Genomic DNA, 14,190 nt, shown 5'->3' on the forward strand with positions numbered 1-14,190 from the left:
TGATCATTAAGTACCCATTGTTGAAAGTTTACATTTCAGCAATGGGTACTTCTTTTTTGTTATAATTGGCATTGACAGTTATTTATCATCTAATTTTACACTTTGTTATAACAAAAACGTACAAATTAAGTTATACAGCAAAGTGTTAAACATACATATATAACATGTTCAATAAAAAGTACACGGTTTTAGGTGAGACAATAGCAAAAGGTAAAGGCGCCCAATTAAATCTAGATATCGCTAAACTACACACAAGAACAAAGATCGAGGTTCCTGTAATAGTACAGCGCGGAAAAAAAGATGGTCCAAGCCTATTGATTACAGGTGGTATTCACGGCAATGAGATCAATGGCGTTGAAATCGTAAGGCAAATAGTCTCCAAAAAATTTAACCGACCAGATTGTGGTATGGTCATATGTATACCGGTAGTCAACATCTTTGGGTTTTTAAACCAAACAAGGCAATTTCCAGATGGTAGGGATCTGAACAGGGTATTTCCCGGCAGCTTAAGAGGATCTTTAGCCAGTAGGTTTGCATACCATTTGGTAAAAGATATAGCACCTGTTATAGACTATTGTATAGACTACCATACGGGCGGTGATAGCCGTTTTAATGCACCCCAGATTAGAATAGATAGAGATGATGTAGATGGCCTTGCATTGGCAAAAGTATTTGGAGCTGAATTTATAGTGAAGTCCGCCGGAAGGGAAAAATCCTTTCTTGAGACGCTGCATCAATTAGACAAAAAAGTGTTGTTGTATGAAGGTGGTAAATCGCTTCAAATAGACAGTGAAATTACGGATACGGGCGTTGTAGGTGCCTTACGGATGATGCATCACTTAGGACTTCGAAATTTTGAAAAAGAATTGGCAGCATATGCACTTAAAGAATCCATACCAAAATTGGTGCATGCCTCTAAATGGATTAGGGCAAAACATTCTGGCATGTTTCACCCAAGTATAAAAGTGGGCGAATCCGTGCAAAAAGGAGATGAGATAGGAAGCATATCCGGACCTTTCGGTTACTTTGAGAAAAAAATAAAAGCGAAAGAAACAGGCTATATTATTTGTATAAACGAGTCTCCAATAGTGAACCAAGGTGATGCCATTTTTCACATTGCGCATGATGTAGAATAAATTAAGAAACCCTAACCACATCACCCAAAAAGTTAAAGATCACCTGCAATTAAAAACAGTTATTAAACTGATACTAGGATCATTATGTAACCAGCAAAAAAGTGTATTATTTTATTTTTAGACACATCTAAAACTTAATTCAACAGCACTTTTCTTTTGTTCAATATATTGCTAAAGCGCATTTCGCATGATTACAAAGCTCCAAAAAATGTAATAACTGCTCATTTAGCCATTACTTCTCCTATCCTCAACACTTTACACCAAAAAATGCCCCCAATATTTAGAAGTAAATAACATAATTTAAAGTTAAAGATCTCATGAAGTTGAAATACACCAATACATTGATTACATTAGTGTTACGGGTATTACAAAATCATAATTTGCATGACCGAGATAGAAAAAACATTACAAAATAAAAGTGTCAGACCTACCGCCATGCGCATACTTATCTATAAGTATATGGCCAGCAAAAATACCGCTGTTGCTTTGACAGATATTGAGAATGCTTTTGATAAAGCGGAGCGTACTACACTCTACCGTACGTTAAAAACTTTTGAAGAAAAAGGACTGGTACATCAAATTGATGATGGCACTAATATCTCAAAATTTGCGCTATGCGAACCCGGCTGCAATTGTGAAATTGATCAAGATCTTCACCTACATTTTCACTGTGGCAATTGTGACAAAACCGTTTGTTTGACCGAACATAAAATTCCCCATATAAATCTGCCCCAAGGATACGTAGCCGAAGATGCCAATTTGGTCATTAAGGGCGTATGCGATTCTTGCAGCCAGCACTAAATGCACTTCTGTTGCACTGATGTTTTGCCCACCTTTGCGGTGTTATGAAAAAGAACCCAATAAAAGAGACTGCAACTAAAGCCCCTCAAAGTTCATGCGGACATTGTTGCAGTAACGAACATACAACAGAAAGCACTGGCAAAATTTCAAATTTTAACCTATACCTGCCTGCCATCATCAGTTTTTTGATGTTACTTATTGGTATTACCATTGACTATTTCAACATATTGCCATTTTTTAACAACTATATACGCCTAGGGTGGTACATTATAGCATACATACCCGTTGGTTTCCCTGTCATTAAAGAAGGCTGGAAAAGCATTAAAAACGGAAACTTTTTTACCGAATTCTTTTTAATGGGAATTGCAACTATTGGTGCGTTTGCCATAGGCGAATATCCTGAAGGTGTTGCGGTAATGGTCTTTTATGCAGTTGGCGAACTTTTTCAAGGTGCCGCTGTAAAACGTGCAAAAGGCAATATTAAAGCTTTACTTGATCTACGACCGGATCACGCCTTGGTTTTCCGGGATCATAGCTATATTTCAATAGCACCGGAGCTAGTGGAAATTGGGGAAAAAATACAAGTTAGAGCCGGAGAAAAAGTACCATTGGACGGACAGTTAAATTCTGAAAAAGGAACATTCAATACTGCGGCACTTACCGGTGAAAGCAAACCAATGTCCCTAAAAAAGGGAGCTCCTATTTATGCAGGAAGCATCAACACATCTGGCGTTGTCGAAATTACCACTACCAAAACATACAAAGACAGCTCTATTGCCCGCATTTTGGACATGGTACAAAATGCAACGGAAAGAAAATCAAAGACAGAACTGTTCATTAGAAAATTTGCAAAAGTTTACACCCCCATAGTCACATACCTTGCCATTGCACTGACATTTCTACCTTACTTTTTTGTAGAAAACTATGTGTTTCAAGATTGGCTGTACAGAGCTTTGATATTCCTTGTAATCTCTTGCCCATGTGCTTTGGTAATTTCTATTCCCCTAGGATATTTTGGCGGACTGGGCGCAGCTTCCAGAAACGGAATTTTACTTAAGGGAGCTTCATTTCTAGACACCATGACCAAAGTGAACACGGTAGCTTTGGACAAAACAGGCACATTGACCAAAGGGGTTTTCAAAATAAAGGATCTTATTAAAGATCAGATCTTTACCGAAAGCGAATTCATGAACTACTTGATCGCCATAGAATCTCAATCCACACATCCTATTGCGAAGGCTATTTTAGAATATGAATTAAATACACAACCCTATAAAGCAACAGAAGTAACCGAAATTGCAGGCAAGGGTTTAAAAGGCATGGTCAATACCAAAACTGTGCTTGTGGGCAACAAGGCTCTTATGAACGACCACCACATTAGCATACCAAAAGAAACGGAATCTGTTGTTGAATCTATAGTGATGATGGCAATAGACGGAAAATTTGCCGGCTACGTAACTATAGCCGATGAAATAAAAGAGGATGCCGTACTGGCTATTGCGAATATGCGTAAGGCGGGTATTCAAAAAATTATCATGTTATCCGGTGATAAAGATTCCATAACCCAAAAAGTAGCACAAGAACTGGGGTTGGATTGGGCAAAGGGCGGACTGCTACCCGAAGATAAATTGGCGGAAGTGGAGAAATTAAAAAATGAAGCAGGGACCAAGGTGGCATTTGTGGGTGACGGAATCAATGATGCTCCTGTACTGGCCATTAGTGACGTAGGTATTGCCATGGGCGGATTAGGAAGTGATGTTGCCATTGAAACTGCCGATGTTATTATACAGAACGATCAGCCTACAAAAATTGCCACAGCAATTAAAATAGGAAAATCTACCCGCAATATCGTATGGCAGAATATTGCCTTGGCCTTTGGGATAAAAATTATTGTTCTTGCTATGGGTGCAGGTGGCATGGCTACCATGTGGGAAGCCGTTTTTGCAGATGTTGGCGTTGCCCTACTAGCTATTTTAAACGCAGTGCGTTTGCAAAAAATGCAATGGAATTAATTTTTTCTACGAACATCATAAAAATACATTGAGTAATCTGTATAACAGTAGCCAGTATATTTAACATCAGTAACAATCCGTTTTCAACTGATCGCTTTGCTCAAAGGCTTCAAATGTAATTTGTTGGTTTCCCTCAAGAATTTTTTCAATTACATCAAGTACATCATGCTGCATTGCCAAAGATCCGCAGAGCATTATGGTGCCTTTTTCATTTATGGTCCGCAAGACCAATTCCTTTTGCTCTAGAACGGCATCTTGAATGTATTGTCTTTGTCCTTCTCTAGAATATGTAGCAAACAGGTTGAAATTCTTTAAGCCTGACCGACTTTTTTGCAATATATCATCATAAAGCGATTGCGAAGCCCTTGTACGCCCTCCCCAGAACAGTGTGGTATTCTGAGCTGTATTTTCAGAGATCATCCCTAAGAACGGAGCTATTCCGGTACCATTTGAGATGAAAATTGAATTTTTAGCATTTTTAGGTAAATGAAAATGCGGATTCACGTCTATAGCAGCTTTAAAAAATTGACCCGTTTCTAAGCCATATAGAAAATTAGAGCCTCTGCCCAACTCATGTTTTTTAATACTTAATAAAATATCATCATCTACCCGCGCAATGGAATACTGACGAACCATCTCATCATTATTAGGGAAAATTGCCAATAAATCCCCAGATGTAAAATCAATTTGAGATACTGGTCGTAATCGCAATAAAAAAGTATCGTCTACATTTAAATCCGTTCGCTCCACCACCTCAAAGTCCACTTTTTTATATTTCTTCTTATGGATGAACGGTCTCTCTACCGGAATGGTAAAACCAACTTTATTGGAAAATTGAATCAACCAAAGTTCAAAAGATTCAAAATCTGCCTGATTAATTTTAAACAGCGGCAATTGTCTTTCAAAATTATCATCTGCATTGATCTGCTGATCCACATCTATGGCATATTTACAGTAATCTGGATAATCCAAAGACCCAAAACCCACTACAGAATATGCTATAGCATTTGGCTGCGTTACCGTTGAAAAGATCGCAGGGAATTTACGGGCATTGGTAGGCGGCTCACCTTCACCATAGGTAGAAGTAAACACAATGATATTTTTAGCTTTCGCATAGACGCTATACTTGTTAAGCTCCGTTAAATAGACCTTTTTCCCTACTTGTGTTAATCCGTTATAAAATCGCTGTGCAAAATCGAACGCCGTACCACTTTCAGAACCTACTAAAATTACATACTCGCATTCATCTTTATCGGGCATTTGCGAAACTCCTTTAGCTTTCTTTCTCCGTTTTAAAGTCATCACGAAACCTGAGTACATAAAAAACAAAATAGACGCACTGGCCAATAACAGGATAACGGACCATATTACATTGCCCTCACCGGTATGCAATACCAAACTTAATCTTGATGCTAAGGTCACAAACGGATAATCTCCTTTACTAACAATCTCACCTGTTTGCTGATGTACCTCAACTTCCTTATCCTGTAAAGCAATGAGATAGTATTCTTCTGGATCATCTGAAAAAGGAAATTCTACCTGGCGTATTTCTGCCAATGTGGTTTCTTTAAAAAAGGGAATATCTGCAATGTTTTCGTATTTCTGAGCTGAATTGCTTACCGGTACCTCAACCTGATCAACCGTTGTTTTCGGCAATAAATTAAATTTTTCCGCAGATAAATACACCCCGGTAAAAGCAAGAATTATGATGGGTATAAAAAACCATCTGCTCAATACTACGTGGTACTTTAGCTCAAAGTAATCTTTCTGGACTTTTGTAAATAATTTTAAAAATCCGCCTTGGCGCTTAGCTAATAAAACCAATCCGGTAACAGCTATAATCAATAATAGTAATGAAATTAGACCAACAAAGAACCTACCTATACTCTTTAAAAAAAGGGAACGGTGTACATTGGTAGCAAATGTATACACATAAGGCCGCTCTTCTACTTCACCAAGCTGTTCTCCAGTAAATGGATCTATATACACATCCAAGGTTTCCATCTCCATGGTCAATACGGAAGCTTTTACAAAGCCAGATGATTCCACTTCTAAACCCAACACCTCATCATATGAATCTTTAAGAGCAGTTATGGTCGTTGCCAACAGAACTTGATCTAAATCCGCCACGGCATAACCTTTGGTTTGGTGCGAAATAGGCTCTACGGCAAGTATAATACCGGTTACAGAAGCTACCACCAAAAATAGAGATGAAATTAAGGCAAGCGTAAGATGACTATACCGCCAAATAGAAATGGTCATAAGTAGGAATGTAGTTTTATAACAGTATATAATTTAAAAAATTCCAGAATGGCGGTTTAGCGCCAATCTGGAAATGTGATTGTAAAAAAAGCAAACAAGTAAAAAAATAAATGAACGCAGTCAACATGTTTTTATGAGCAAATAACATTATTGTACTTGACTGCGCCCAAAATATGATTCATCTTTTATAAGGTCATTTATTGCGGCAGCATACGTACATACCTAATAAAACCTTTGCCTTCAACTTTTGTCTTTAAATTTTCGGTCGTTAAAGGAAATTGAATATCATCTGCATAATACCCTTGGTCTTCTACAGAAGTTTCAAAACGAAGGTTGTAACCTTGGTCAATTTTATCATTAGGTATCTGCAACACGTTCAAGGCGCGCTCTCCACCACTAATAGTTTCTCCAGAAATGGCATCTATATTTGGACGGTGTTTGCCATAAAATTTCCACCATTCGGTTATTTCACTATACCACTCACTATCTTTGCCCTGTACATATAAAGTTTCTACATACTCATTATCGGCATCCACGATAGACACTATTAAGTACGCACCCTCACCTGTATAATTGGTCAGTTGAATAAGGCACTTTACGGCAGTTTTGTCCACTACGGTAAAAGCGGATAATAATGATCCTACCAAAACTACGGCCGGTATAAATTTTAAAAATCTTTTCATTTTAATACTATTGGTTCTTTATTTCATTGATAAGCTAAGCGACACCTAACTTATTGCTTTAAAAAGTTTAACGATGTATTTCCCTTTTGCAACATTTCATTTTCACTAGCCAGGTCATAAACCGTTTCTTCAAAATCTGTTTTGCTATTGGCATCCGCACCTTTGGCGATCAAAAACTTTAGTAGTTTATCGTTTTCCGCTTTCATGGCCGCAACGTGCAAAGCAGTCATACCCTCATCGTTTTTAGCATTTACATCAATATTGAAATCTGCTATCTTTTTCATGAGTTGCAAATCGTTCTTTTTGGCCGCAACGTGGTATAAGGTATTACCCTCACCTTGTACGGTATTGAATTTTAAACCTTTTGCTTTCAACAAAGCCAGTTTAGCATCAAAAGCCTTGGCATTTCTTTTACTGTAAGAATCCGTAAGAAAATAAGCCGCAGTATTACCGGTAGCATCTTTAGCATTGATATCCGCACCTTTTTCAATTAAAAATGCAACTACATCAGCTTTGTTATCATGAGCGGCAAGCATTAAAGCTGTTTCACCATCGTTATTGGCCGCATTGATATCCTTAACATCCTTGGCCAATAATTGAACAACGGCCAAATCATTTCTAGCGGCAGCATTCAAGAACGGAGTGTTTCCTTCTTCATCCGCTTGATTTACATCTGCACCAGCTTTTAAGAACAGATCAAAAATAGCAGCATCTTTATTACCAAAAGCTAAACGGTGCATTGGGGTACTACCATTTTTTTCAACGATATTAGGTTCCAATCCTAGACCTTTTAAATATGTATAGACCGGTAGACCATTGCTGAATCCGCGACCACCTTGAGATGCGAACATAAAGGCATTACCACCATTATTGTTCAATGTTTTGTAATCTACTCCTTTGCTTATCAATAATTTCAAGAAATCTATATTCCCCTTTTTAGTAGCGTAGTTAAAAATACCGTTACCGTCATCATCCTTACTATCAAGAGCCAAACCCTTGTTTAAAAAGAAATTCAGCTCCTCTTCAGATTTCAATGATGGTGCCGCCAATAATAGCACATTGGCACCATGCTCATTTTTCTCCTCTTTAAGGTTCACCCCTTTTGCTTCAAAAGCCTCATATATTTTAGGATTTGTTAGTCCCGCATTGGCTCCAAAGGCAAGTGGTGTATACCTGTGACTATCCAATGCAGTTACAGAAGCACCGTTATGCAATAGATATTGAACCAATTCGGCATCACCGGCATACGTTGCCCAGTGTAAATAAATACGGCTATCATGGGTTTTCTTATCCACTTCATTACCCGCTAAGGACAATAAATATTTAACCACCTCAGTATCTGCCTTGCTGGTTATGGCCAGTGTAGTAGCATCAAAAGAATTGCTGTCTTTTGCTATTGGATCGTTACCCTCTGCTATTTTTTGCTTTACAGTGGCAACACTTGGGCTACTCTTCCAAAATGTACGATCTAAAAGTTCATTCTTTTGCTGGGCAATACCCGTAAAGCTTATGAACAAAAATGCGGTCAGTGCTAATTGTTTTATGGTTTTCATGTCCTTATTGTTTAACGAATGATTCTATTACTTCTTCTATTTCATCTTTTTGATCATATTCATCATCAAAAAGGTATTTGTACAAAACTTTATTATCTACTTTTTCCTCTAAAGAAAGGTCTTTGTTCCTCCCATAAACATCATCCCATTTTGTACGTACCAAAGCCCATTTATCCGCATTGGATTTCCACCATGCTGCGGCAGCGGCACATCTACTATCATCAACCTTTACATAAGTATTATACCCTTTTTCCTGAGCTAATATGACATCTTCTTTGCCTGCCTCACGAATAACCTTTGTATTATCTTGATCGTGCAACCAACCGTAATCCGTAACCTCATGGCGATTTCCACGAACGGTCAAATTATAGTCGCTTCTTGTAGTATACTCACGTCTTGGTAATGGGGCATCTGAAGTATTTTCCCAAAAGCTTTTACCATCTACATGTACCCATGTAGATGAGCCTTCATACCTAGGGCTATCATCTACTTGATATACTTTTTGGGTCCACTGCCCTTTTACCTTATCTGATGGTAATTTTTTAAATGTCCATGTATTATCGGCATTATAAGAATATAGGTCTGTATTTTGATACAGCCAATCTTGCCTCCAATGCTTTACAATATGCGGGTCTGCAGGGTTACCTACCTGCAACAGGTGCTGAATGGATATTTTATCATCTTCATCCGTCACCAGTTCTGCCCACTCTAAGCCCTTATCCACTTTTGTTTTAGAAGGCTTATACAAAGAATCCGTACTATGGTTGAATGTTTCGGCAAAGTTGAAAGTTACTTCAAAACAACCGCACATACTTTTTATAGCTTCACGGTCATCGTTCTTTTTCGCCTTTTGGGCAATTGTACTAGCAGATACTACTAATGCCATTATGGTAGGTAATACTGTTTTCATTTTACGGGTGTATTATTTTTGATGTTCATTGACAAAAATAGTTATTTTAATTTATTCTAAATAAGAATTGTTTATATATTTGCGTCCTTATCAAGAATAAGTCTAAATAAATATAATGCAATTTCGACTAGCGACCTTATTATTACTTATAGGCACACCTATTATAGTAGCGCAAAACCAAGAGCCCAGCGTTACAGATTCTATTGTGTCACAAGAATTAGATGAAGTCATAGTGACCGCCACAAGAACTGCCCGTCAATTATCATCGCTTCCCCTACCCGTTACCTTGGTAGGCAAAAAACAGATTATAAAATCCGGTACCGTTCGCCTTAATGAAATACTGAAAGAGCAAACAGGTATTATAACGGTTACCGATGAAAGTGGATTTCAAGGGGTACAAATACAAGGTATTGCATCAGACTATATTCTGATTCTTATAGATGGAGTTCCATTGGTGGGGCGCAGTGCCGGAAATTTCGATTTAAGCAGACTTACCGTAGGCAATATCAAACAGATTGAAGTTGTTAAAGGTCCGTCAAGCAGCTTATATGGATCGGAAGCATTGGGCGGTGTGATCAATATCATCACCGAAAAACCGGAAAAGCAGGATTTTAGCGGAAATGCATCCTACCGTATCGGTAGCTTTTCTCAACAAGATATGAACCTAGACCTTAAGCAGGGTTTTAAAAAATTTCGGTATGGATTTTTTGCCAATCGTTTCTCATCCAACGGATATGACCTAAATGAAGATGCGGAGGACCAAACCGTTAACCCGTATACCAACTACACCCTAAACGGTAGGTTGTATTATGATATTAACGATAAACTTTCTCTCTTTACCTCTGGACGATTCTACGATCAGGTACAAGCTACCGGATTCACCGTAGATAGCATTCAATATGAGGGTGATACCAAAGAACGTGAATGGAACGCACATGCCAGACTGGACCACAAATGGACCCCGGCGCTCAACATGGCTTATGAACTGTACTATACCAATTACGTTGCTACCGAATTATTGGCAGACCCTATTTCTACCGATGTTTTGAGCGATAGTGATTTTGATCAAAAATTATTGAGGCCAGAGGTACGTGGCAGTTATACCTTTAATATTGAAAACGAAAACAGAACCGGGTTCCAAAACGGGACTTTAACTGCAGGAGCGGGATTACAGTTAGATGAGCTGGACAGGACGTATTTTGAAGAAAAAGTGAATTTCACTTCTCAATACCTTTATGCCCAGTATGATTTTGACCCTTTGGAAAAACTGAATGTTATTGCCGGAGCCCGCTTTGACAATCACTCTGAATACAACAACCAATTTAGTCCCAAGTTGGCATTACGCTACCAATTAAATCCAAATCTGGCTATTAAGGGATCTGTAGGTTATGGTTTTAAAGCGCCCGATTTTAGACAGTTATATTTTGACTTCACCAATTCCGCGGTGGGCTATACCGTACTAGGTTATAATGTAGCCTCGGATAAATTACAAGAATTAGAAGAACAAGACCAAATCTTAGATGTGGTGGTCACTGAGGACGAATTGAGCCAACCGTTGGAAGCAGAAAGTTCTATTGGTTATAACCTAGGCCTAACTCTAAAACATGGTGTTGGCAATACAGAAGTCAATTTCTTTAAAAACGATTTTAAAAACCTAATAGATACCAGAATCATTGCCCGCAAGACCAATGGACAAAACGTGTTCAGTTATATGAATTTTGATGAAATATACACTACGGGCTTTGAAATCAACTCCGCCTACAAAGTCACGGATAATTTAAATATAAGTGCCGGATACCAATTACTCTATGCCTTTGATAAACAAAGAAGAGAAGACGTAAAAAACGATCAAGTATTTGTACGCGATGCCAATACCGGGCAATCTGTTGCCCTGGCCACTTCTGATTATTTTGGCTTGGTCAACCGTTCTAGGCACAATGCCAATTTTAAATTCTACTATGATATACCCTCTGCCAATACCCAAGTAAACTTGCGTGTACTCTACCGTAGTAAGTATGCACAATATGACACCAATGGCAACGGACTCATAGATAATTTCGATACCAGTTTTATAGATGGTTTTGTTACCCTCAATGCTGCGTTAAGCAAAATATTCTATACAGATTTTACACTTCAGGTTGGCGCAAACAACCTATTGGATTATACGGATAACAATATCCCGACAATGCCGGGCATACAAGCATTCATTAAATTAAATTATCAATTCTAACCCACCTGGCAACAGGTTCTAATTACAATTACCATGACAAAGAACATTTTAGCAGTAGCATTTTTAGCAATGGCATTCACCTCTTGTAGCAGTGATGATGACAGCACACCAACGGATCCGGTACAGACGGAGACCATTAGCAATTTATATGCACCACAAACCGGAGGTCAAGGAGAACCTGTTGGTGGTGAGTTCACCAAATTTGATTTTGAGACCGGAGCCATTACTACCAGTAATACCGCATGGGACATTGCCTTTAGGGGCACCACGATCGCCGTTAATGGCGGCACCTTGACCGGCACTGAAGATGAACCGGAAAGAAACGGTAATGTTGGCGTAGCCGAAGTAACCGGCACCTTGGCAAGTGTAACCACAGCAGAAGGACTTACTTTTGAGCAAGATGCAGATGCTTCTTTTGCCATAGCAACAGGTAGTGATAATGGTTGGTACAACTACGCAGGAGACCCAACACATTTAATTACACCTATACCGGGTAAAGTATTTGTATTTAGAACTACCGAAGGCAATTATGCCAAAGTAGAGTTTATAAGCTATTATGAAGATGCGCCATCTGAACCAAATGCTTTTGAAGATGCTACACCGTACTATACCTTTAATTATGTATACAACCCTAACGAAGGCGATACTTCTTTAGAATAGTCTTATTTTTAGAGCATAAAAGTCCAATGTAAAAGGGCAACTTTAGGGTTGCCCTTTTTTTGTTTTCGTCAAACCAATAATTACTTGTTCATATAATCTTGCCATTGCACAATAACATACTTTGTTACACCATTTTTAGTCGTTTTTAAAAACCCAAAATCATAACAAAAAAGGTAAACATCATTTTTTTGATTCTTCCAGTAGTGGGTAAAAAATTTGGGATTAAAACCTTCCTCTAAAAGAATACTCTTTCTAATAGTTGTAAATCCAGACTTATTATAGCGTTTTAGTATTTTTCTATTTCTCTTCAGTTGTTTATCCACCGAAAAATAGAAGGTATTTTCTTTCTGACTTTTTTCATATTGATGTATGGACTTGCATTTTACTGAGCAGAAAATTTTATCCGTTCTACCTATCACTTCATTATTACATTCTGGACAAACTCTTTTCATACGTATAACTTAATCGAATATTATACGAATAATATACACATAATAGTTGATTAATTGATTTATTTAGTATTACACTTGGCATGATGAACACACCAAAATCCATTACGTTACATCATCTAATGATCAAAAATCAGAAGATGATCGGTATACAATTTACTCAAGACAAGCTTATACAGAACCTGATCAAGGGGCTTCCCGAACCTAAATGGAGCAGTAAGTACCACATGGTCTACATTCTAAATACAAAGAAAAACCTTGGTATTATTTTCAATACTTTTAAGGGAGTTGTATGGATCAACTATAATAAATTTTTAAGCAACAGACCCGTCAACACCCATAATGAAGTAGTAGATGTACAATGGTTCAGGGAAAGGAAACTACCTGAAGGCTATAGGGTCTGCCCAGAGGAATACCTGTTAAAACTGGAGCTTAAAAGATATGCCAACAGCACCGTAAAAACGTATGTCAACTTTTTTGAAATGTTCATTAATCATTATATGGACAGAGATATTACAACCTTAAACGAAAGTGACGTAAGGTCATATCTACAAAGGTTAATACATAGAAACGTATCTAACTCCTATTTAAATCAGACTATAAATGCCATTAAATTCTATTATGAGACCGTTCTTGGCATGCCCAACCGATTTTACGACATTGAAAGACCAAGGAAGGAACATAAGCTACCTACCGTAATTTCAAAAGAGGAGGTCATTGCCATGCTGAATTGTACAACAAACCTAAAGCATAAATGCATTTTAGCCTTGCTTTATAGTGCCGGTTTACGTAGAAGTGAACTTTTAAACCTTAGGGTCAAGGATATAGATAGTAAACGAATGTTGGTTTCTATAAAAGGCGCCAAAGGCAATAAAGACCGAGTAAGTCTATTGTCCGAAACAGTTCTACAAGATTTACGGCTCTATTTTAAAGAATGGCATCCTAAAGATTATTTGTTTGAAGGCCGTAAAGGCGGTAAGTACAGTGCAGCAAGTGTAATACAAATTGTAAAACAAGCTGCCCATAAAGCTGGAATTTTACAAAATGTAACTCCACATACCCTAAGGCATAGTTTTGCAACACATTTGTTAGAATCTAACGTTGACCTTAGACAAATACAGGTATTATTAGGTCATGGTTCCAGTAAGACAACAGAAATATACACCCATGTAGCCACTAATACTTTTAAGACAATAAAAAATCCATTAGATTAGTATGCACAAAGTAGATATATGTGCAATTGTGCACATATACAATTGTTAGCTGCAATTACGAAAATGAAGATTCTAAATTTGATTTTAACAGTTTTACTATTAACACAATGTGTTAGTAATGAAAATCGGAAGTCTGAAAAAAGCCCTTTTGTGTCTAATCAGAAAAAGATAATTACCATTGAAAATCAGATTATAAATAAAATACAGAACCATTACATTGAAGGAGAAGGTGTTGGACTTAAGTTTAAAATAAATGAATACGACTCATTGAATGAATTAA

At 37.7% G+C, this 14,190-nt stretch carries 11 protein-coding genes; 6 read left to right on the forward strand and 5 right to left on the reverse strand.

From position 1 onward, the window contains the following. Positions 1 to 164: 164 nt before the first annotated feature. From QZ657_RS07060 to QZ657_RS07070, 3 genes are all read left to right on the forward strand, one after another. The gene (locus QZ657_RS07060; RefSeq protein WP_291965864.1) at positions 165 to 1,136 is read left to right on the forward strand and encodes a succinylglutamate desuccinylase/aspartoacylase family protein; all 972 of its coding nucleotides are present in this window, start codon (positions 165 to 167) and stop codon (positions 1,134 to 1,136) included. Between the two features lie 384 nt (positions 1,137 to 1,520). Then, complete coding sequence (locus QZ657_RS07065) at positions 1,521 to 1,937, forward strand: Fur family transcriptional regulator (RefSeq protein WP_071341937.1); 417 nt, start codon at positions 1,521 to 1,523, stop codon at positions 1,935 to 1,937. Between the two features lie 44 nt (positions 1,938 to 1,981). Then, a complete protein-coding gene (locus QZ657_RS07070; RefSeq protein ID WP_291965869.1) occupies positions 1,982 to 3,949 on the forward strand; it encodes a heavy metal translocating P-type ATPase in 1,968 nt (655 codons plus the stop codon). 66 nt (positions 3,950 to 4,015) lie between these two features. On the opposite strand, the gene QZ657_RS07075 is transcribed toward QZ657_RS07070, so the two are convergent. From QZ657_RS07075 to QZ657_RS07090, 4 genes are all read right to left on the reverse strand, one after another. Further along, complete coding sequence (locus tag QZ657_RS07075; protein ID WP_291965870.1) at positions 4,016 to 6,211, reverse strand: PepSY domain-containing protein; 2,196 nt, start codon at positions 6,209 to 6,211, stop codon at positions 4,016 to 4,018. A gap of 197 nt (positions 6,212 to 6,408) precedes the next feature. After that, entirely contained in the window at positions 6,409 to 6,894 is a 486-nt protein-coding gene (locus QZ657_RS07080) for a DUF2271 domain-containing protein (RefSeq protein ID WP_091605074.1), read from the reverse strand. Between the two features lie 50 nt (positions 6,895 to 6,944). Next, the gene (locus tag QZ657_RS07085) at positions 6,945 to 8,447 is read right to left on the reverse strand and encodes an ankyrin repeat domain-containing protein (RefSeq protein ID WP_291965871.1); all 1,503 of its coding nucleotides are present in this window, start codon (positions 8,445 to 8,447) and stop codon (positions 6,945 to 6,947) included. A gap of 4 nt (positions 8,448 to 8,451) precedes the next feature. Beyond that, entirely contained in the window at positions 8,452 to 9,357 is a 906-nt protein-coding gene (locus QZ657_RS07090; protein ID WP_210708998.1) for a DUF6607 family protein, read from the reverse strand. Positions 9,358 to 9,472: 115 nt separating this feature from the next. Here QZ657_RS07090 and QZ657_RS07095 point away from each other — a divergent pair, with 115 nt between their 5' ends. Beyond that, positions 9,473 to 11,587 (forward strand): TonB-dependent receptor plug domain-containing protein, encoded by a 2,115-nt coding sequence (locus tag QZ657_RS07095; protein WP_291965873.1) that lies wholly within the window; start codon positions 9,473 to 9,475, stop codon positions 11,585 to 11,587. Between the two features lie 33 nt (positions 11,588 to 11,620). Beyond that, positions 11,621 to 12,247 carry an HmuY family protein gene (locus tag QZ657_RS07100; protein ID WP_291965876.1) on the forward strand — a complete coding sequence of 209 codons (627 nt, stop codon included), beginning with the start codon at positions 11,621 to 11,623 and terminating at the stop codon, positions 12,245 to 12,247. 80 nt (positions 12,248 to 12,327) lie between these two features. Here QZ657_RS07100 and QZ657_RS07105 read toward each other — a convergent pair whose 3' ends face one another. After that, positions 12,328 to 12,699 carry a hypothetical protein gene (locus tag QZ657_RS07105; protein WP_291965877.1) on the reverse strand — a complete coding sequence of 124 codons (372 nt, stop codon included), beginning with the start codon at positions 12,697 to 12,699 and terminating at the stop codon, positions 12,328 to 12,330. Between the two features lie 83 nt (positions 12,700 to 12,782). On the opposite strand from QZ657_RS07105, the gene xerA reads away from it, so the two are divergent. Next, positions 12,783 to 13,910: a site-specific tyrosine recombinase/integron integrase gene (xerA, locus tag QZ657_RS07110; RefSeq protein WP_291965883.1), complete on the forward strand. Its 1,128-nt coding sequence runs from the start codon at positions 12,783 to 12,785 to the stop codon at positions 13,908 to 13,910. The last annotated feature ends 280 nt before the right edge of the window (positions 13,911 to 14,190 follow it).

This window comes from Maribacter sp., assembly GCA_020629415.1.
GTDB lineage: Bacteria > Bacteroidota > Bacteroidia > Flavobacteriales > Flavobacteriaceae > Maribacter > Maribacter huludaoensis.